Here is a 21,455-nt window from a genome sequence, read left to right as displayed (position 1 = left end):
TGAAATCAACCAGATATGCAGATAAAGTCAATAGAAGAGTACCATAAAACCTATAAACAGAGTGTAGAACAGCCCGAAGAATTCTGGGCAGGGATAGCCGATAAATTTCTATGGCGTAAAAAATGGGATAAAGTGCTTTCCTGGAATTTTACTGAACCCAATATCAAATGGTTTGAAGGGGCTAAACTGAATATTACAGAAAATTGCCTGGACAGGCACCTTGCAGAAAATGGAGATAAACCGGCGATTATCTGGGAATCCAATGATCCTGAGAAACCAAGCGTGACATTAAGCTACAAAATCCTGCATGAGCAAGTTTGCCGTTTTGCAAATGTATTGAAGAAGAACGGGGTAATTAAGGGAGACAGGATCTGTATTTACATGCCAATGGTACCTGAACTTGCTGTTGCGGTTTTAGCTTGTGCACGTATCGGTGCAGTGCATTCAGTGATCTTTGGGGGCTTTTCTGCTAAGTCTATTGCAGACCGGATCAATGATTCTGCCTGCAAGCTGGTAATTACAGCGGATGGTTCTTTCCGGGGTAACAAGCAAATTCAACTCAAAGAAGTGATTGACGATGCATTGATCGGCTGCCCAACTGTAGAGAAGGTAATCGTACTTACCCATACCCGTACGCCAGTTTCTATGCTTAAAGGCCGCGACCTGTGGTTTGAAGATGAAATTAAGCTGGTTGATACCGATTGTCCGGCTGAAGAAATGGATGCTGAAGATATGCTGTTTATCCTATATACTTCAGGCTCTACCGGTAAACCTAAAGGGGTAGTGCATACGGTTGGTGGCTATATGGTCTATGCCGGTTATACGTTTTCAAATGTATTTAACTATCAGCCTGATGAAGTGTTTTTCTGCACAGCCGATATTGGCTGGATCACCGGGCATTCGTATATCGTGTATGGTCCTTTATCACAAGGAGCCACTACGCTGATGTTTGAAGGGATTCCAACCTATCCAACACCATCCAGACTATGGGAAGTGATTGAAAAGCATAAAGTAAATATTTTATATACCGCACCAACGGCGATACGATCGCTGATGAGCTTTGGTACTGATCCGGTTCAGGGATCGGATCTGAGCAGCCTCCGGGTATTGGGCTCTGTTGGTGAACCGATCAATGAAGAAGCATGGCATTGGTTTGACGAAGAGATCGGGAAAAAGAAATCTCCGATTGTAGATACCTGGTGGCAAACAGAAACGGGTGGGATCATGATCTCACCAATTGCGTTTGTAACGCCGCTTAAGCCCTCCTCCGCCACGCTTCCATTGCCTGGGGTACAACCTATTCTGGTGGACGAGCAAGGCAACGAGATTGAAGGAAACGGCGTAAACGGGAACCTTTGCATCCGCTTTCCATGGCCTGGAATGCTCCGCACCACCTATGGAGATCATGAAAGGTGTAAACAAACATATTTTTCTGCCTATCCCAACCTGTATTTTACAGGTGACGGATGTATGCGCGATGAAGATGGTTATTATAAGATTACAGGACGCGTTGATGATGTAATCAATGTATCCGGACACCGGATTGGTACTGCCGAGGTAGAAAATGCAATCAATATGCATGCAGGTGTTATCGAAAGTGCTGTTGTAGGGTATCCGCATGATGTGAAAGGACAAGGGATCTATGCTTTTGTAATCTACCCCAAGTTACACAGCGAAGAGGAGCTGACAAAGAAAGATATTCTTCAAACAGTAACCCGCGTTATTGGGGCAATTGCGAAACCGGATAAGATCGTGTTCGTTTCGGGATTGCCTAAAACCCGTTCCGGTAAGATCATGCGCCGCATCTTGCGGAAAATAGCAGAAGGGGATACCGCAAACCTGGGTGATACCAGTACCCTGCTCGATCCTGCCATTGTAGACGAGATCATTGAAAAAACAAAAAAATAAAACATTCATATGCTGTTCCTGTTTATCAATAACATAACCGATTGTAAAACATAAAATATCATATCATGGATAAGTTAGAATTAAAAGGAAAATGGAATGAGATCAAAGGAAAAGTAAAACAAGCATATGGTGATTTAACCGACGATGATCTTAAGCATGAGGAGGGACAGGATGATGAGTTACTGGGAAGATTACAACAGAAAACAGGGAAGACCCGCGATGAGCTGGTAACCTGGATTAAAAGTCTATAATCAAAAAGAGCTGCTTAATTAAGCAGCTCTTTTTGATTGGTTCTATATGGTTATTTCGCCTTAACTTCAAATGATTGCTGGCCATACAGCACATCTTTATCCGTAATGCCCTGAACAATGATCCTGAACCTTCCAATCAGGTCACTGGTATAGAAGGTCATTTCTTCTTGTTTCTTGTTCAATACTTTGGCATGGTTCCAGTAAATTGTTGATACCGTTGCTGGCTCTACCGGATCAGCGTAATCATTCATGTAAAATTCCTTCTTGGTATAAATGCCATTGATCGAGGTGATATAGCTTTTGTTTTCTATTTCGCAATCCTTGTAAATGATGCTGGAATTGCTAATGCCACTTTTGTAGCGTCTGCCAGCTATGGGTTGGGTATTTTCAAAATGACCATAATGGTTGGGGCAATTCAATATATTATAGCGGCACACATAGTCCCCGCATTTATTGGCTCCCCGTTTTGAACTGAACATATATTCTTCCTGATGTCCCGATGTGATCTTTACTTCCATCAGACGGATCACTTTTTCATTTCCTTTAATAGATAGTTCATTGTTGTCCTGCACAGCAGATGGTACGCCAGCATGATCAACATGGAATAAATGCGTATAATTTTTATTTAATGCAATATAAGGATCGTTGGTCTCTACTTCATAACCAGCGTCTGCACCGCCATCAGGAAGTACATGGATCTTTTTTCCATATTCAATCATGAGTGCTTCTTTATCTGGTATTAGAACACCAGTTTGATCCGTTTCTAAAATTGCTAGACCGTTATCTTTTAAAAAGCTGACATTAGCAACCTTTTTAAGTGGTTTGCCAGATCTTTTTAACGCAATTTTAAAGTCTAAAGGATCATAGTCTTTTACTGGATTGGTCGCAGAGGCTTCATTCTGCCAGGTATATTTTCTCCAGCCCTTAACCATCAGCATATCCTCAAGGTAGCGGCTGTCTTCAAAGCCACGGCCATTCATATCAAGAGGTAAAGTACTCAGTTCACTGTTCAGGTACAGATAACTTTCAATGTCTGTATTCAGTTTGGCCGACATGCGGTTATCCTGTACACAGGCAATGGAAACCAGGCCAATCGTGTCTGCATCGCCGAGCTTAAGCTTTAGCGTTACTTTTTGGCGCTGACCATAACTTTGCTGATCGGTAGAGATGCTGATCTTTTTTTCTGGCGCGTAGTGTGCAAAGATCATTCGTTCTGCCAATGGGCGACCCAGGCTGTCCAATATCGTAATGGTTTTAAGTCCGGCAGGAACTTCCGTTAATGGTATTTTTAGAACTCTGCCGCTGATGTTTACATTTACATTTGTACTTAAATAAGATTCTCTGGTGTCTTTTAGGTTGATGCTTACTTTTTGGGGCAACTTGCTTCTCAATACAATCCGTACCGTATCTTTAACCACCGCATTTTTTATAAATAGTGCCAGGCCGCCATCAATAGGTTCAGGAACCTGGTATGTGCTGTCCGTAAATGCAGAGTGCATTAGCTTTACGGTATATTTAGTGCTCTTTTTTGGGATCACAATAAATTTACCCATTCCATAGGCATTGGTTTCTATGGTATCTATAATCTTATCATTTTCATACAACTTGGCTTTCAGGCTAACCATGCTGGCCTGAGGGTCTTTAACCTCCCACGCAAGGTAACATGGAACACCTTCAATCAGGTTTCCGCCTTCCGGATAAAAACTTACAGAAGCCCTTCTTTTGCTTACCGGTATCGGGATATTTATAAAACTGCTGTCCTTGCCATAAGTTACTTTGGCATACACATTCGGATCTGCAAGGTCAGGCTGTTCATCAATAGTAAAGACCAGCTCACCAGACACGTTGGTCTTGGTTTTTTTATAGATGTTTCCGTATTTGTACGTGACATCAACAGGCTTTGGTAAGAACCGGGCATCTTTGGTTGTTACGGTTAAGGAGAGCTGATTGGGTGAATTGTCCTTTTTGCCGGCGTTAAGCAGTTTGATACTCGCATTAAATGCAGGGTCAATATTTGTTTTTATTATAATGGGCTGCAGGAACAGCGCATCAGGAATGCCTTTTCTTACCCGGTTGGTACTGGCTTGTAAGTGATAATTTCCGGCAACCAGTGAATCTGGTAATACCATACATCCCAGGGATATGCCATTTACCATTAAATATTTATCCTGTTTAATGACTGCGCTGTCAATATCCCGGACAAGTGCAACAGAGAGCACCCCATGTTTGCTGTTTTCTTCCGGGTTTCCTTTCAGCAGGTACCCGGTAAACCAGATGGTTTCATTGTTGGTGTAAATGGTCTTGTCATAATGAACAAAGAGGGTTGGAGCGGAACTGCTTGACTGAGCTTTGGCGGATAGCGTGACACCTAAAAACAGAATGAAGCAGCGTGTAAATAATTTAGAAAGTTTCAGCATATTACGTGATCAATAATTTATGGTTAAATTACAACTTATTTTCTTTAACCTCAAAATCGTGTTGACCAAAAATTACGTCCCTATCCGTAATGCCTTGTACTACGATCCTGAATTTGCCCGGAATGTCACCGGTATAAAAGATAATTTCCTTTTCTTTAGCACTCATAACCGTCCCGGCATTCCAGTATAAGGTAGACACCAATGCTGGTTCCAGAGGATCAGCAAAATCATTGACATAAAATTCCTTTTTAGTATAAACCCCATCAATGATGGAAAGAAAACTATTTTTTTCACAGGCTTTATACACGACCAATTGATTAGTCCCGTCCTCTTTATATGTTCTTCCTGCCACAGGAAGTGTGTTGTGGCCATCCCAGGTATGATTACGGCAGTTTAAAATGTTATAAAGGCATACATAATCGCCGCAAGCATTCGGGCCCTTAAATACAGGGACTTCATTTCCGGAAATCATAACTTCCCTTAACCGGATTGCTTTTTCATTCGATTTCAGTGCAAGCTCATTGTTATTATAAACAGCAGCAGGAAGTTCATTGTGCGCTACCTTAAATAATTTAGCATACTGCTTATTGAGTTTTACGTAGGGATCATTCACTTCCATATTGTAATTGCCCTGATTTTTTGCTGTTGCAACCAGGAACATTTTCTTGCCATATTCAAGTGTAAGAATTTCATTACTTAAAGTCATTGTACCCAGGCTGTCTGTTTGCAGGATGCCCATGCCTTTTTCTTTTAAATAACTAACGTCAATTGGTTTCTTTAGTGTTTTGTCAAATTTTTTAAAGGCAACATGGAAAGCAAGTGAGTCGTAACCAGCATTTTGCCAGGTATATTTTCTCCACCCTTTAACCAGGAGTACATTTTCAAGATAAGGCTTGTCTTCAAAAGGCCTGCCCGCAGCACCAATGGGCAAAGTGCCCAATTCACTGTTTAAATAAACATAGCTTTCAATATCCGTACTAAATTTCATAAGCATCCGGTTATCCTGAACACAGGCAATGGATACCATACCTAAAGTGTCCTGCTCATTTAATTTTAGTTTTAAAGTGACCTTTTCGCGCCGGTTATAAGCCTGCTGGTCTGTTGAAACAATAATCTTTTGTTGAGTATTATAATGCGCAAAGAACATACGCTCAGCCAGGGGCCGGTTCAGGCTATCGGAGAACGTTATGGTTTTAAGTCCTTTAGTTACATCGTTCAATGGGATCTTTAGGATTCTTCCGTTTTTACTGATCTTAACATCTGTACTCAGAAAGGTACTATCTGCATCTTTAATTTGTAATCCCAGCGTCTGTGCAATCTTACTTCTTAGAATTACCGTGAGCGTATCGCTTGTAACCGCATTTTTTACCTGGATACCAATGCCATCACTAACAATTGCCGGTAAATAATATGTACTGTCTGCAAAAGCTGTATGGCTCAGTTTAACTGAATAATTCATGCTTTTTTTTGGGTTCAGCATAAATTTGCCAATGCCATAAGCGTTGCTTTCAATGGTGTTTATAGGTTTGTCATTTTCATAAAGTGTAGCTTTCAGGTCAACGGTAGCCCCTTGCTGGTCTCTAACTTCCCAGGCTATAAATCCGGGAACTTCATCCACCAGTTGACCCCCCTCCGGGTAAAATTTAACCAAAGCCTTTCGTTTAGTTACCGGGATAGGCATATTTATAAAGCTGCTGTCTTTGCCATATTTTATTTTGGCGTAAACATTCGGGTCTGCAAGGTCTGCCTGTTCATCGAGCGAAAACAGCAATTCTCCGGAGGTGTTTGTTTTTGCGTTCTTATAAACCCTGCCGTATTTATAGGTAACATCCACAGGCTCTGGTAAAAACCGGGCATCTTTGGTAGTTACTGTTACCACAACCTGATTGGCAGAATTGCTATTCTTTGCTGCATTTAAAAGTTTTATAGACGCATTGAATGCGGCATCAATATTTGTCTTGATTACAATAGGTTGCATAAATAACACCTCGGGCAGTCCTTTGCTTATCCGGTTCGTTGTAGCCTGAAAATGATAATTTCCGGTGATCATGGAATCAGGTAAAACCATGCTGCCTAAAGAGAGCCCGTTAACCATTAGGTATTTGTCTTGTTTAATTACAGCGCTGTCAATATCCCTGACTAAAGCCACAGATAAAATACTGTGTTTATTCAAATCTTTCATCTCACCACGCAGTAAATACCCGGTAAACCAAACCATCTCATTATTGGTATAGATCGTTTTGTCAAAATGAACGAAAAGAGAAGGGTTGGAAGGTTTTTGTTGTGCCTGTGTAGCGAACGCAGCGCTGAACAGGAGAAAACAACCTATAAATTTCTTAAAATAGATATAGGAAAGCGCAGAATGTTGGTTCATATTAAGGTTTCGGCTGAATAGGGTTTAAATGTAAAACTATTTTTGTTAAAATTTTAATAATGAAGCAATAAGCGTTATTATATATATATAGGCTGGTATTGCGCTTAACTAAAAAAACCATATTAATAAAAAGTGCCCCTAAAAAGTTTTTAGAGGCACTTTAAAAGACGGGTTTTTCTAAATTACACGTCGTGGTATTTAAGATTTCATGCTTTTAATAGCCAAATATTTGTTCCAGTGTTAATTTTGTAACTGTTCCAAATTTTTGCATGTCTTCTAATTTTACTTTTTTCTCAGAAGCAACAATACAATAGTTGTATGGCTTGTTGGCAACATTGGCTATATGGAAAGCTTTGATGTCTTCAAAGGTCAATGGTTTTAAGCCGTTGTATTCATCAATTCTGGAATCATGGTCCAGGCCTAATTTCTGATCTGCAAAATAACTTAAGAAGATGCCGTCTTTAGTAATTCTGCTGGTTTCAATGGCATTTAACGCATTGTATTTAGAAGCTTCAAAAGACTCTGTAGTTTGTGGCAGGGTGTTTAGCAATTCATTCATTGCCGCAACAGCATCGTTCATCTTATCTGCCTGGCTTCCTACGTAAGCAACCATCGCATATTCTCTGTCCTTACGGTCTGGCACAGAATAATACGCATAGGTAGAATAAGCTAGGGCCTTAGATTCCCGGATCGTCTGGAAAACGATAGATCCCATACCACCACCAAAGTAACTGTTAAATAAGTTTACTTTAGCACTAAGTGCCGGATCAAACATCCCACCGTTCCTAACCCAGCGGATTTCCGATTGTACCATGTCATAATCCGCAAAGTAAACCTGGTTGGTTGTATTGTTGGTATAAGTGAATCGTTTGGCTGCGGCTTCAGGCGTAAACTCCGTTGGCAGTTTATGTACTTTAGATATATCTGCAGTAAAGTCTGCCAGGGTTTTTGGACCATAATAGGTAATGGTGTGCTTGTAATTATTGATGTTGTGCAAAATGTACAATAACTGATCCGAAGTCATGCTTTTTACCTCATCGTTGGTAAGCGCAAAATTAGTTGGGTTACTGGGGCCGTACTGGGCATAGCTCATCAATCCGCTAAGGATCGCATTCTTGTTTAATTTGGTGTTCTCCCGTGTTTTAAGAATCCTGCTTTTAAGTTCAGCTAAAGCCTGTTCATTGGGTTTGCAGTTCGCAAAAATATGCTCAACTAAACTAACAGCTTTATCAAAATTCTCCTGAAGCCCGCTGATGTTAATGGTGGCTGTTTCATTAGAAACATTAAAGCTATAGCTGCAGGCAATGTTATAGAATTCTTTACTGATCTCTTCAGCACTGTATTTATCGGTAGCTAAAAAAGTAAGGTATTGAGCGGCATAAGGCTGCAGCTTATAATTCCATGCACCCATATTAAAGCGGTACGACATACGGAAAATGCTATTCTCTTTGTTCTGAACGGTAACTACATCAGCAATCCCTATTTTCCCAAAGTTCAAATCTTTTTTGTAATCCAGAAACTTGGCAGCAATGGGTTTAGTTGGTCCGGCAAGTAGTGTTTTAGTGAATCCAGAAGTTTCTCCTGCATTGGTATTAACAGCGGTTATTAATGGTTTATCTACCTTGATGGTGTTTTTATCAACCCCTTTGTGCTTAAAGCCAACCACATAGTTATCTGCAAAAAACTGGTTTGCAAAGTCAACAATCTGTTTCTTGGTAATTTTTGCCATCTCATCCGGCGCACTTAAAGATTTATCCCAGTTTACACCACGATTTTGAATAAATTCGGTAGTCGCGGCTTCAACACGGAAACCGTTGTTGTCAAATGCCTGTAAAAGGCTAAGTTTCGCATTCGCTACGGTAGCCTTGATCAGACTTTCATCAAACTCACCCTTTTTAAGCAGCTGAATTTGATCCAGTAACAATTGCTGGGCTTCTTCCAGGGTTTGTCCTTGTTTAGGCTGGGCCGATAAATTGAATACACCGTAATCTTTCATTTGCTGATAGCCTGCATTGGCACGAAGTACCTTTTGCTGCTTATTTAAGTTGATGTCAAACAAACCGGCTTTGCCATTCGATAGAATGCTGGATATTAGATCCAGTAATAAACTTTGTTTGGTACGCTGCGCAAATCCGCGATAATAGATCTCTACCGTTTCAGCACTTGGTCCGTAAACGTCAACTTTCTGAATTTGCGTTAACGGTTTTTCTGGTGCAGGATTGTATAGCTCCAGTGGTTTAGGCTGCATGAAAGAAAAGGACTGATCTACTTTTTTGATCATTTCATCCGGGTTGAAATCTCCAGCCAATACAATAGCCATATTATTAGGAACATAGTACTTGTTATAATATTTCCTGATTTCAACCAATGATGGGTTTTTTAAGTGTTCAATGGTTCCAATGGTTGTTTGCTGACCGTAGTTATGGGTAGGGAACAGGAGAGCAGACATCTCTTCATCCAGTTTCCACCCGTCATTATCCAGTCCGCGGTTCTTCTCTTCGTAAACAGCTTCCAGTTCCGTATGGAAAATACGGAATACCGGGTTGCGGAAACGTTCGGCCTGAAGGGCAAGGAACTTATCCGTGGCATTGGAAGGGAAATCTTCGTTATAAACGGTTTCTTCATACCAGGTATGTGCATTGGTAGACTGACCACCAAGCGCTTTCATCATCTTGTCGTACTCATTGGCAATAGAAAAGTTAGAGGCCAGGCCAGAGGTTTTGTCAATCTCTGCATAGATCGCTTTACGTTTTGCAGAGTCAGTCGTTTTATTGTACTGCTCATAAAGCGCATCAATTTTGTCCAGCAAAGGTTTCTCTTTCGCATAATCCAGTGTTCCGAATTTATCCGTTCCTTTAAAAAGCAAGTGTTCCAGGTAATGGGCCAGCCCGGTTGCGGTACGCGGATCTGTATTACTTCCAGCCCGTACTGCCATGCGGAATTCAATGGTTGGTTCTTTAGTATTTGGAGATAAGATCACCTCCATGCCATTCTTTAGGGTGTAGAAGCGCGACTTGGTAGGGTCGTTCGTTACGTATTTATAGGTATATCCACCTGATGTGGCTGTTTTCCACTGAAATGCAGATTGAGCCATGGCCCCACTTCCCGTAAGCAGGAGCAGTGCAATTAATAATTTGTTTTTCATGATTTAAAGTTATAGATCAAACTTAATTAAAATAGTGAGTATTTCAATTGAACATTTACCCATTAATTCATTAATTACCTGAAATTTTTACTTTGAATTCTTGTACTTTTACAATCCATACCCAATAGCAGTACCATTCATATTCGTTGGTATTCCATTAAGTTTATGGATTAAAACATAGAACAAAACCTTATTTCGAATGACAAAAAAGCAATCCAGACCCAATATCTTAGTCGTAAATGATGATGGAATTACTGCACCAGGGATTAAAAACCTGATTGAAGTAGCCCAGGAACTTGGAAATGTAGTGGTCGTAGCTCCTGATGGCCCGCAATCTGGCATGGGACATGCCATTACCATCGGTAAGCCGCTGCGGTTTGACCAGGTAGACCTGTACCCGGGTGTAGAGATGTATAAATGTTCCGGAACACCGGTAGATTGTGTAAAGCTTGCTGTAAATAAGATCTTTAAAGGTAAAAAGCCAGACCTATGTGTTTCAGGTGTAAATCATGGTTTAAATAATTCAATCAATGTGATTTATTCAGGAACTATGTCTGCCGCAGTAGAAGGGGCCATAGAAGGGATTCCGTCAATCGGGTTTTCTCTGGATGATTTTTCACAACAGGCAGACTTTAGCCATTGTAAAAAGTACATAAAAACCATTTCTATGGAAGTGCTTAAACACGGACTGCCGCCGGCAACCCTGCTGAATGTTAATTTTCCTAAAGGCGATAACTTAAAGGGTATTAAGATCTGCAGACAGGCAAATGCCAAATGGGCAGAAGAGTTTGACGAGCGTAAAGATCCCTATGAGCGTCCGTATTACTGGTTAACCGGTGTATTTCAAAATAATGATAAAGGAGAGGATACTGACGTTTGGGCATTGGAGCATGGCTTTGTATCTGTAGTGCCGGTTCAGTTTGACCTTACGGCACACCATGCCATTCCGGTTTTAAATTCATGGACATTTGATGTTTAAAAACCTTAAAAATTCTGTTTTTGCAGGCTTGGGTATTGGACTGGTCATACCGGGCATCCTGCTTTCGGGAGCCTGGTACCTGATGCATACTTTTGCTTTTTTAGCCAAAGCGGACCTGCTGTTAATTGGATGCATTGCAGTAAACGCTGCGCTAATGCATTTTTTCTTTAAACAGGATAAAGAAAATATTGGCAGGGGAATCATCAGTGCAACCTTTATCTGGGCATTTGCGTTCTTTTTCTATAAAATCAATCAGTCATGAACTATTACTTGGTAGCAGGAGAAGCATCCGGAGATCTGCACGGCGCTAATTTGATGAAAGCATTAAAGGATAAAGATCCTGATGCCAGTTTCAGGTATTATGGCGGCAATAAAATGCAGGCGGAAGGCGGGGTGCTTAAAAAGCATTATGCAGACATGGCATTTATGGGTTTTACTGAAGTACTCCTAAACCTCCGTACCATCCTTAAAAATTTAAAGGCTTGTAAAAGCGATATCCTGGAACACCGGCCTGATGTATTGATCCTGATTGATTTTCCGGGCTTTAACCTGAAGATTGCTGAATTTGCGAAAGACAATGGAATAAAAGTATGTTATTACATTTCTCCAAAAGTATGGGCATGGAACCAAAAGCGGGTATTGAAGATCAAAAAAGTTATTGACAGGCTATACTGTATCCTTCCTTTTGAGGTAAACTTTTATAAAAAATGGGGAATGGATGTCGATTATGTCGGTAATCCGTTACTGGATGAAAAAGCCCATTTTAGTCCGGATCCTTCTTTTAGGGAAACATACCGGCTGGATCATAAAGAGATCATCGCGTTACTGCCCGGAAGCCGGAAGCAAGAAATAGAACGCATGCTGCCAGATATGCTTAGTGTAACTAAAAAATTTCCGAACTATCATTTTGTGGTTGCAGCGGCACCAAGTTTTGATGCCGGATATTATAAACAGTTTATCAGCACATCGAATGTAACATTGGTATTCGGACAAACTTATAACCTGCTCCAGGTAGCAAAGGCCGCATTGGTGGCTTCGGGAACAGCAACCTTGGAAACCGCATTATTTCATGTACCGCAAGTGGTACTTTATCGTGGCGGAACAATTTCTGTAGCCATTGCAAAGATGCTGGTCAACATCAGGTTCATTTCGCTGGTAAACCTGATCATGGATAAAGAAGTTGTCAAAGAACTGATCCAGGAAGATTGTAACAGGCAAAATATCATAAATCATCTGGGTTCAATCCTGGAAGGGAACGGCAGGATCAGGATGCTTAAGGATTACGAAGAACTTTCTGCAAGAATGGGAAGTGCAGGTGCATCAGAACGAACCGCCGGACTGATCGTTTCTTACCTTAAAGACTGATCATATCGAATTTTATGATCCGTAGTTTCCCTGTTTGTGTTTTGTAAATTAATCCGCAGGCTTTCAGTTATATAAATATTTTTTCATTTTTTACAAAACATTTATTTAGGTAAATCGTTTTACCAAGACATAATACCAGATATCACATGAAAAATATTTACAAATTCATCTCGCATCTAATCTCAATAAACACTCCTATTTTTAAAAAACATGAACCTGTATTGATTCCGGTTTATGTGTCTGTAAAGCATAAGAGACTGTCTCGATAATCTGAGACTATTCTATAAATCCATCTGATTTTTCTCTCTTTTAAATTTCTAAGTACAGTTTAGTGCCTTTTTGGTGCTGAATTCTGTCCTTCAGATAAGGTTATGTCAAAAATTTAATACAACAAATAACGATTACTAACTACTTAACTAAATCCCTCATGAACACTAGAGTACTACTCAGTACGGCAATACTTTGCTGTATGCTGTGTTTTCGAAGCTATGCCCATAGTTTTACGAAAACCACTTCATTAAATTTTAACTACCTTTTACAGGATTCCACAGTAAAGCAGCCCGCTACACCTGCAGTTCAGGATTCCACAAAGCAAAAGGTGATCACCGGAATCGTTGTTGACGAGAAATCCCTTCCAATTCCCGGTGTTGGAATTAAGACCGCTTCCAATAAAACGGCAGTAACAGATGCCAATGGTAAATTCAGCATTGCAACCACTGGTCCCACAGAGCTGATCTCTTTTAGCTATTTAGGCTATAACGTTCAAAGCCGCGCGGCCGGAAGCGGAAATGCCCCATTGAGCATCCGCATGGTTCCATCTGAAGGTGTTGAACTGGAAAATGTGGTTGTTGTTGGATATGGAACGCTAAAGTCTAAAGAGGTTACCTCTGCAGTAGCGCATCTGGATTCCGCTCAATTCAGGCAAAGCGGGGCAAGAAGTCCATTAGACCTGATCCAGGGAAAAGTTGCCGGTCTCCAAATTACCAGGGGAAGTGGCTCCAACCCAAATTCTGGCCCCAGTATACAATTAAGGGGTGTCGTTTCTGTGAAAGGGTCCGCAAGCCCATTGTATGTAATCGATGGAATTCCAGGTGGTAACCCTGATCTGTTGCAGCAGGATGATATTGCATCTATTGATGTATTAAAAGATGGTTCCGGTGCGGCCATTTACGGTACCAGCGCCAATGCTGGTGTAATCTTAATTACCACCAAAAAAGGTAAACCCGGACCTCCGCAATTTAACTACTCAAGTTACATCCGTACAGAATCAGTCTACAATCGACCTGATTTTCTAAATGCAGATGAATACAGGCAGAAGATTGCTTCCGGTGAATTGGTCCGCGAAGATTTTGGTTCAAGCACCGACTTCTTTGACGACCTGATCAACAAGAATAATTTTTCACAGAATCACAACCTGTCGCTATCCGGAGGTACTGATAAATCCAGTTACCGCGGAAGTATAAATTACCGTGATCTGGAAGGTATTGCCCTTGAAAATGGCAGAAAAGAATACTCCCTTCGTTTAAATATAAATCAAAGAGGCTTAAATGATAAAGTGAATTTTCAGATGAACCTGGCTACCAACTTTAACAATGCAAACCTTCTTGGCGGTGGCGGCTGGGAAAGTGAAGCCACAAAGAACCCAACGCTTTCCAATTTCAATCCGGATGGTTCCTATCGCTTCGATACACAAAGTACCAACGAATATGCAAGACTATTCCAGGAAACCAATTACCGGAAACAACAAACCAGTTCTGCAGATGCTAAAGTGGATATAGACCTGGCTAAAGGATTTACAGGTACCATATTTGGTTCAGTACAGAGAAACAGCTATATCGATGGTTCGTACCGGATGCTGGCCAGTGAAGATTCACAAGAGAATTCCGATTATCCAAATGGCGGCTATGCATCAAAAGGTACAGCTTTATTCCAGGATTTTGCTGTTGAACCAACCTTACAATATACAACAACGATCGCCGAAAAACACAACATCACCGCACTGGCGGGATATAGCTATCGTTACCATATTGAAGAAGGACAGGCTGCAAGTAACCGTGGTTTTTTGAACGACCAGTTCAATGAGGATAATTTAAACGATGGATTAGCCCTTTCTGAAGGAAAAGCCGACATGAGCAGTTTCAAAAATGATAATACATTGATTGCTTTTTTTGGACGTTTAAATTACTCCTTTAATAATAAATACCTGGCCCAGTTTATCCTGAGAAGGGAAGCCTCTTCCAGATTTGGTGAAAACCACAAATGGGGTAATTTCCCAGCCGTGTCACTGGGTTGGAACATCAGCAGTGAAGATTTCATGAAGGATGTTACATTCATCAATTACTTGAAATTAAGGGGAGGTTATGGAGTTACCGGTAACAGCGGTTTCTCTAACAATGCATCCCGGTTAACCCTTGGCCGTGGTGGAAAATACATTTATCCGGATGGTACCTACAGGGAAACCTATGGTCCGGACCGGAATCCAAATCCTGACCTAAGGTGGGAATCTAAAAGAGAACTTAACATTGGTTTAGACTTCACCATGTTCAATAGCCGTTTAACAGGTGCGCTGGATGTGTTTAAACGAACAACCAAAGACCTTTTAGATACCTATACTACGCCGCAACCGCCATACATCCGTGCAGAAATCTATACCAATGTGGGTCAGATCTCTTCTAAAGGTATTGAGCTTGCATTGAGCTATCAGGCTTTGAAAGGAAAAGAATTTACCTGGAGCATGGATGTTACCGCAAGTACATTAAGTAATAAACTGGATTCATATTCTAACTCACAGTTTACCAGGGAGTTTATTGAGTTTGGTGATATTGGTGGGGCCGGAGCATTGGGTAGTGCCATTGTAACCTATGAAGGCGGAGCATTGGGTGAGTTTTGGGGCAAGCGCTTTGCAGGCTTTGATGCTGAGGGCAAGTGGCTGTTCTACAATAGAAATGGAGAAGCAGTAAGCAATGCGCAGATCAATCCATCCAGAAATAGAAATACTACAGACCTGGTGCCGATTGGTAATGGTATTCCAAAATATTATGCGTCATGGACCAATAGTTTCAGTTATAAGAATTTTGACCTTAGGATCTTCTTAAGGGGTAAGTTTGGTTACGATATCCTGAATACTTCGGCCATTGCCTATGGTAATAAAACATGGACTGGTAACCTGTTAAAATCAGCTTTCACAAAATACAGTGCAATCAATGATACTTATATGTATTCTGATTATTACCTGGAAAGTGGAAGTCACCTTAAAATTGATGAGGTAACTCTTGGATACAGTTTCAAGCTAAAAACACAATTTGTTCGTAACCTCAGGGCTTATGTTTCCGGACAAAACCTGGCTACCATATCAGGATATTCGGGAAATGATCCTGACTTCATTCAGGATACAGGTTTAGGCCCGGGTATTGACGGCCGCGGCCCGTACCCAACTACCAGGTCATTTGTGTTCGGTGTAAATGTTGGATTTTAATTTAAATAACATGAAAAGTAAACTATATATATTCGCATTTCTATTTACGGTTGCCGGTATTTCTTGTACTAAAGTGGATGAGAATGCCTATGATCAGCTGCTAAGCGAGAAATTTTATAACAATAAAAACGAAGTACTTTCTGCGGTACTACGTCCATATACCCATGCAAATGCTTGGGTTACACCAGCAGATCAGCGAAACTGGTGGGAAATCAGTGAGCTGTCATCAGACCAGCTGGCATGGCCTACCAAAGGGCGTCATGGTGAAGATGGTGGTAAGTGGAAGAGACTGCACTATCACACCTGGAATGTAGATGACGATTACCTGAACAATGCCTGGGTACTGATGTATTGGGGCATGGGATTGTGTAATGATCCGATTGAAAAGATCTCCAGCAGAGATGTTGCCTCAATGGGGATTACGCAGGAGGAAAAAGACGCCTACATTGCTGAGCTTAAACTGCTGCGGGCATTTCATTACCTGAAAATTATGGATCTGTGGGGTAATATTCCCGTAGCTACAGAAGTAGGTACTACCTTACCGCAAACCATGCCAAGGGCAGAAGTATTCGCTTTTATTGAAAAAGAAATTAAAGAGAATATAGAAAAAACACCGGTGCTGTCCAGAGGCATGCTGGGCAGAATGTCGCAAGCCGGTGGCTATGCGATGCTGGTTGAACTGTATTTGAATGCAGAGGCCTGGACCGGTACACCAAGATGGGACGATTGTATCGCCGCTGCGGATAAATTGATATCCGGACAAGCTGGCGGACAAAATGGAGCGATGGCTTTGGATCCGAACATCAGTGATCAGTTTAAACCTACAAATGATCTTTCTAAAGAAGTCATCTTCTCTATTGCCTATGATTATACCCGTGCACGGTTTGAACCCTCATTTACCAGTGAATTCTATCACTTTAAACAACGTGAAATTTACGGTGGCGGCAGAAACGGTAACAACGGGGTAGTGGTTATTCCAGGTGTGTATACTACCTTTGGAAATGCCGATCTTAGAAAAACAAACTGGCTGCGTATTGGCCCGCAGGTGAAATTTTCGGATGGAACACCGGTTACCGGTTCCGAAGAATATACCAATAAGCAATTGGAGTTTGTGGATAACATCAGAAGAAACAGTACAGGCGGAACTTCATCTACCATGAGCGATGGGGAAGAGAACAGCGGTGTGCGTTTTGATAAATATAAAATCAGCAATTCTGCACAGGGCATCGTAAATGGGGTCAATGTGGAGCCAGATCCAAATTATAACAATACCGACTGGAATGTATACCGTTTAACCTGGATCTATTTTGCAAAAGCAGAAGCTTTGATGCGTAAAAATGCAGGTACCGCAACTCCGGAAGCAGTGCAGCTAATCAACGATTGCAAGAAAAGGGCATACAGTGCAGCAGACTGGGCAGGAAATGAATATACTGTGGCTTCGTTAACATTAACCGAACTGTTGGCAGAACGTGGCCGCGAGTTTATATTTGAAGGCTTTAGAAGAGATGACCTGATTAGGTTTGGCAAGTTTACAACCGCTTCCTGGTGGGACCATCAGCCAACTACCGATACCAGGAAACTATTCCCAATCCCTCAGCAGCAACGGTCATTAAACACGAATCTAACTCAGAATTCTGGATATAATTAATCCTTGCTTATTCTCGAAATCCATTAAAGAACAGGTGGTTGTTGTAAAACAATCACCTGTTCTGTTTTATAAGTTGTTTTAATTTCATATTATTGAATACTAAAACGATTTAACCAATAACCACCCTTATAATTAGGTCTACAAGGGAAAACCACACACATGAAATCAATCTTACTTTCTTTCGCATTCTTACTGCTCGTCAATGCCTGCATGGCACAACAGGCAGACCTGGTAAATTATGTAAATACGCTCCAGGGTACCAATTCCAAACACGAGCTAACACGGGGTAATACGTACCCAACAACAGCATTACCTTTTGGTATGCATACCTGGACCCCGCAAACCGGTAATAACGGCGACGGCTGGAAGTATCAGTATTTTAAGAAAACGATCCGCGGCTTTCAGCAGGCACACCAGTGCAGTTCCTGGACAAATGATTACTGCGTATTCTCTTTGATGCCGGTAACCGGTAAACTGACGGTAAATGAAAATGACCGTAAAGCAGGTTTCGATCACAAAGATGAGATTGCCAAACCCCATTACTATAAAGTAAAGCTGAGCAATGATATCGTTACTGAGATCAGTCCGACAGAAAGAGGTGCACATCTGCGCTTTAGCTTTCCCAAAAATGGGAAAAGCTTTTTAGTGCTTGATGGATATACCGGCATGAGCATGGTTACCATTCATCCCAAAGAAAAAAAGATAACTGGTTACGTTCACAATGGGAGGGGCTTAACCGATAACCTGAAAAGCTATTTTGAAATTAGCTTTGATCAACCCTTTATAAATTACGGAACCTGGGAAAATAAAGACAATGTGGTTTCTGAAGGGACTTTAACTGCTGAAGGAAAAGGACAGGGTGCCTATATTGAATTTAAAAAAGGAGTGGTCGTTCAGGCTAAAACAGCTTCCTCTTACATCAGTCAGGATCAGGCCGCATTAAACCTGAAAACAGAATTGGGTTCTTTTAAAACATTTGATCAGACAAAAGCTGCAGCAGCTAAAGTATGGAATACCCATTTGGGTAAGATCCTGGTTGAAGGAGGTTCTGAAGAAGATAAGGCTACTTTTTATTCCTGTTATTTTAGGGCCAGCTTATTTTCAAGACAGTTTTTTGAATACAATGCCGCAGGTAAACCGTATTATTTCAGTCCGTATGATGGGAAAGTCCACGAAGGCTTTATGTTTACAGATACTGGTTTTTGGGACACTTTCCGGGCACAATTCCCGTTAAATACGATCATGCAGCCAACCATGCACGGCAGATATATGCAGGCACTCCTTGCAGCACAGGAACAATGCGGATGGCTTCCATCCTGGTCTTTCCCCGGAGAGGCTGGAAGTATGATCGGGAATCATGCCATTTCCCTGTTGGCTGATGCATGGGCCAAAGGAATCCGGACGTTTGATCCAAAAAAGGCACTGGAAGCGTATTTACATGAAGCAACTAATAAAGGACCATGGGGACCAGCCAACGGCAGGCATGGCTGGAAAGAATATTTCCAGCTGGGTTATGTTCCATATCCCGAATACCGGGAAGCAACCGCAAAGACATTGGAATATGCATACGATGATTTCTGCGGTTATAACCTCGCGAAAATGACCGGTAATGATTTTTATACTGACATTTTTAGCAGGCAGATATATAACTATAGGAATGTTTATGATAAAGGAACCCGATTTATGAGGGGCAGACAAAAAGATGGTAACTGGGTTCCTAATTTTGATCCGATTGAATGGGGAGGCCCCTTTACAGAAGGAAATGCATGGCATTATCAATGGTCTGTATTTCAGGATGTAAAAGGATTGATCAACCTGATGGAAGGGGAAAAGAACTTTAATGCAAAGCTGGATTCTGTATTCTCTGTGCCTAATAAAGTGAAAGTAGGCACCTACGGCGGACTGATCCATGAAATGACAGAAATGGTGATGGCCAATATGGGACAGTATGCACACGGGAACCAGCCCATTCAGCATATGGTATACCTGTATAACTATGCAGCAGAACCCTGGAAATCCCAGTACCATTCGCGTAATGTGATGTCTAAGCTATATAACGCAACAGAAGATGGTTATCCTGGTGATGAAGACCAGGGACAAACCTCATCCTGGTATGTGTTAAGTGCTTTGGGCTTTTACAGCGTTTGCCCTGGAACAGATCAATATGTATTGGGAAGCCCGATGTTTAAGAAGATCACCATTACCCTGGAAAATAATAAGAAATTTATCATTGAGGCCAATAACAATACTGCCGAAAACGTTTACATTAGTACAGCAACCTTAAACGGGAAAACCTATACCAAAAATTTCATAACCCATAGTGACCTCACCAATGGAGGTACCTTAAAATTTGAAATGAGCAATAAACCAAATTTAAAAAGAGGCATCACTGATGAGGATAAGCCTTTTTCTTTAACCAAATAAAAACCATGAAGAGAAGAATCTTTTTACAAAACACAGGGCTTCTAGCCGCTGGGCTGATGGCAAACAAAGTATCCTTTGCTGCCGCACCAGATTTTCCGGTAGTACGTGTTCCGGTATCAAAAAGACACTTTCAAAGTAAAGGAGTAGAAAGTGCCATTGCAGAATTTCACAAAAACGTAAAGAATAAAGAATTGGCCTGGTTATTTGAGAACTGTTTTCCAAATACACTGGATACAACCATTACTTACACTGAAACTGGCGGCAAGCCGGATACTTATGTGATTACCGGTGATATTGATGCGATGTGGCTTCGCGACAGTACGGCACAGGTTACGCCTTATTTGCCATTGGTAAAAGGTGATAAACAATTGCAGAGCCTGATTGCCGGAGTAGTAAATCACCAGGTAAAATGTATTTTAAAAGATCCTTATGCCAATGCCTTTTATGGCGATCCCAATAAACAGGGTGAGTGGAAAACGGATCATACCGATATGAAACCTGGTGTGCATGAACGCAAATGGGAGATCGATTCTTTATGTTACCCCATCCGATTAAGTTACCAGTATTGGAAAATTACAGGAGATACCACTCCTTTTGACAGTACCTGGAGAGATGCCATTGCAGTAGTTGTAAAAACATTTAAAGAACAGCAGCGGAAAAATGGACAAGGGCCATATCATTTTCAGCGGGAAACGATGTTCGCTACAGATACCACACCGTTAAGTGGTTATGGCTATCCTGTAAAACCAGTTGGCCTGATTTGTTCTGCATTCAGACCAAGTGACGATGCAACCATCTATAACTTCCTGGTTCCTTCTAACTTCTTTGCTGTAGTTAGCTTAAGGCAGGCTGCAGAGATTCTGCAGGCAGTACATAAAGACAGTGCGCTGGTTGCTGAATGTAAGGCACTGGCAACAGAAGTAGAAACAGCCTTACAGAAACATGCCATAGTAAGCCATCCGCAGTTTGGTAAAGTGTATGCATTCGAAGTGAATGGATATGGCAGTTTCAACATCATGGACGATGCGAATGTACCCAGCTTGCTGGCCTTGCCTTACCTGGGTGCCGTAAAGGAAACAGATCCGGTATATATCAATACCCGTAAACTGATCCTTTCGTCAGAAAATCCATTTTATTTTGTTGGTAAATCTGCAAAGGGAATTGGAAGTCCGCATACGGGAATAGACAGGATCTGGCCAATTGCCGTTGTGATCCAGGGACTAACCAGTAAAAATGAAGCAGAGATTAAATCGTGCCTGGAAATTCTGCAGAAGAGCCATGCCAATACCGGATTTATGCATGAGTCATTCCACCAGGATGATCCGGCTAAATTTACCAGATCCTGGTTTGCATGGGCAAATACCATCTTTGGTGAATTTCTTTGGAAAGTATACAAAGAGAAACCACATCTGCTGGTTTAATTAAAATACAATACCCGTCATTCTGAATCTCAGGAGAATGACGGGTTA

The 21,455-nt window shown here is 41.3% G+C and carries 12 protein-coding genes; 9 read left to right on the top strand and 3 right to left on the bottom strand.

What is annotated here, in order from left to right; translation table 11 throughout:
* Positions 1 to 15 precede the first annotated feature (15 nt).
* Both acs and ATK78_RS16275 read left to right on the top strand, forming a co-directional pair.
* Positions 16 to 1,908, top strand: a complete 1,893-nt coding sequence (gene acs / locus ATK78_RS16280; RefSeq protein ID WP_133577166.1) for an acetate--CoA ligase — start codon at positions 16 to 18, stop codon at positions 1,906 to 1,908.
* A gap of 65 nt (positions 1,909 to 1,973) precedes the next feature.
* Positions 1,974 to 2,159: a CsbD family protein gene (locus ATK78_RS16275; protein WP_133577165.1), complete on the top strand. Its 186-nt coding sequence runs from the start codon at positions 1,974 to 1,976 to the stop codon at positions 2,157 to 2,159.
* 50 nt (positions 2,160 to 2,209) lie between these two features.
* Here the strand turns inward: ATK78_RS16275 and ATK78_RS16270 are convergent, their stop codons facing one another.
* From ATK78_RS16270 to ATK78_RS16260, 3 genes are all read right to left on the bottom strand, one after another.
* Positions 2,210 to 4,576, bottom strand: a complete 2,367-nt coding sequence (locus tag ATK78_RS16270; RefSeq protein ID WP_133577164.1) for a hypothetical protein — start codon at positions 4,574 to 4,576, stop codon at positions 2,210 to 2,212.
* A 28-nt stretch (positions 4,577 to 4,604) separates the two neighbouring features.
* Positions 4,605 to 6,950: a hypothetical protein gene (locus ATK78_RS16265; protein ID WP_133577163.1), complete on the bottom strand. Its 2,346-nt coding sequence runs from the start codon at positions 6,948 to 6,950 to the stop codon at positions 4,605 to 4,607.
* A gap of 214 nt (positions 6,951 to 7,164) precedes the next feature.
* Complete coding sequence (locus tag ATK78_RS16260) at positions 7,165 to 10,095, bottom strand: M16 family metallopeptidase (RefSeq protein WP_133577162.1); 2,931 nt, start codon at positions 10,093 to 10,095, stop codon at positions 7,165 to 7,167.
* Between the two features lie 199 nt (positions 10,096 to 10,294).
* Between ATK78_RS16260 and surE the strand changes: the two genes are divergently transcribed.
* The 7 genes from surE (at position 10,295) to ATK78_RS16225 (ending at position 21,407) form a co-directional block, all read left to right on the top strand.
* Complete coding sequence (gene surE / locus ATK78_RS16255; RefSeq protein ID WP_133577161.1) at positions 10,295 to 11,074, top strand: 5'/3'-nucleotidase SurE; 780 nt, start codon at positions 10,295 to 10,297, stop codon at positions 11,072 to 11,074.
* Positions 11,067 to 11,336 (top strand): stationary phase survival protein SurE, encoded by a 270-nt coding sequence (locus tag ATK78_RS16250; protein WP_133577160.1) that lies wholly within the window; start codon positions 11,067 to 11,069, stop codon positions 11,334 to 11,336. The genes surE and ATK78_RS16250 overlap by 8 nt, the downstream gene beginning before the upstream one ends.
* Positions 11,333 to 12,439, top strand: a complete 1,107-nt coding sequence (gene lpxB / locus ATK78_RS16245) for a lipid-A-disaccharide synthase (protein ID WP_133577159.1) — start codon at positions 11,333 to 11,335, stop codon at positions 12,437 to 12,439. Before ATK78_RS16250 ends, lpxB begins: the two co-directional genes overlap by 4 nt.
* Positions 12,440 to 12,866: 427 nt before the next feature.
* Positions 12,867 to 15,914 (top strand): SusC/RagA family TonB-linked outer membrane protein, encoded by a 3,048-nt coding sequence (locus ATK78_RS16240; protein ID WP_243732555.1) that lies wholly within the window; start codon positions 12,867 to 12,869, stop codon positions 15,912 to 15,914.
* Positions 15,915 to 15,924: 10 nt separating this feature from the next.
* On the top strand, positions 15,925 to 17,562 hold the full coding sequence (locus tag ATK78_RS16235) for a RagB/SusD family nutrient uptake outer membrane protein (protein ID WP_166664901.1): 1,638 nt from the start codon (positions 15,925 to 15,927) through the stop codon (positions 17,560 to 17,562).
* Between the two features lie 159 nt (positions 17,563 to 17,721).
* On the top strand, positions 17,722 to 19,986 hold the full coding sequence (locus ATK78_RS16230) for a GH92 family glycosyl hydrolase (protein WP_133577157.1): 2,265 nt from the start codon (positions 17,722 to 17,724) through the stop codon (positions 19,984 to 19,986).
* A gap of 5 nt (positions 19,987 to 19,991) precedes the next feature.
* Positions 19,992 to 21,407 carry a glycoside hydrolase family 125 protein gene (locus ATK78_RS16225; RefSeq protein ID WP_133577156.1) on the top strand — a complete coding sequence of 472 codons (1,416 nt, stop codon included), beginning with the start codon at positions 19,992 to 19,994 and terminating at the stop codon, positions 21,405 to 21,407.
* The last annotated feature ends 48 nt before the right edge of the window (positions 21,408 to 21,455 follow it).

This window comes from Pedobacter metabolipauper (assembly GCF_004362715.1).
Taxonomy (GTDB): Bacteria; Bacteroidota; Bacteroidia; order Sphingobacteriales; family Sphingobacteriaceae; genus Pedobacter; species Pedobacter metabolipauper.
The sequence above is the reverse complement of the archived record's forward strand: the minus strand, read 5'-3'. Positions and strand labels throughout refer to the sequence as shown.

Bases quoted from the DNA above. Each gene is read 5' to 3' on its own strand.
- acs (WP_133577166.1), top strand. From the start codon at position 16: ATGCAGATAAAGTCAATAGAAGAGTACCATAAAACCTATAAACAGAGT.
- ATK78_RS16275 (WP_133577165.1), top strand. From the start codon at position 1,974: ATGGATAAGTTAGAATTAAAAGGAAAATGGAATGAGATCAAAGGAAAA.
- ATK78_RS16270 (WP_133577164.1), bottom strand. From the start codon at position 4,576: ATGCTGAAACTTTCTAAATTATTTACACGCTGCTTCATTCTGTTTTTA.
- ATK78_RS16265 (WP_133577163.1), bottom strand. From the start codon at position 6,950: ATGAACCAACATTCTGCGCTTTCCTATATCTATTTTAAGAAATTTATA.
- ATK78_RS16260 (WP_133577162.1), bottom strand. From the start codon at position 10,095: ATGAAAAACAAATTATTAATTGCACTGCTCCTGCTTACGGGAAGTGGG.
- surE (WP_133577161.1), top strand. From the start codon at position 10,295: ATGACAAAAAAGCAATCCAGACCCAATATCTTAGTCGTAAATGATGAT.
- ATK78_RS16250 (WP_133577160.1), top strand. From the start codon at position 11,067: ATGTTTAAAAACCTTAAAAATTCTGTTTTTGCAGGCTTGGGTATTGGA.
- lpxB (WP_133577159.1), top strand. From the start codon at position 11,333: ATGAACTATTACTTGGTAGCAGGAGAAGCATCCGGAGATCTGCACGGC.
- ATK78_RS16240 (WP_243732555.1), top strand. From the start codon at position 12,867: ATGAACACTAGAGTACTACTCAGTACGGCAATACTTTGCTGTATGCTG.
- ATK78_RS16235 (WP_166664901.1), top strand. From the start codon at position 15,925: ATGAAAAGTAAACTATATATATTCGCATTTCTATTTACGGTTGCCGGT.
- ATK78_RS16230 (WP_133577157.1), top strand. From the start codon at position 17,722: ATGAAATCAATCTTACTTTCTTTCGCATTCTTACTGCTCGTCAATGCC.
- ATK78_RS16225 (WP_133577156.1), top strand. From the start codon at position 19,992: ATGAAGAGAAGAATCTTTTTACAAAACACAGGGCTTCTAGCCGCTGGG.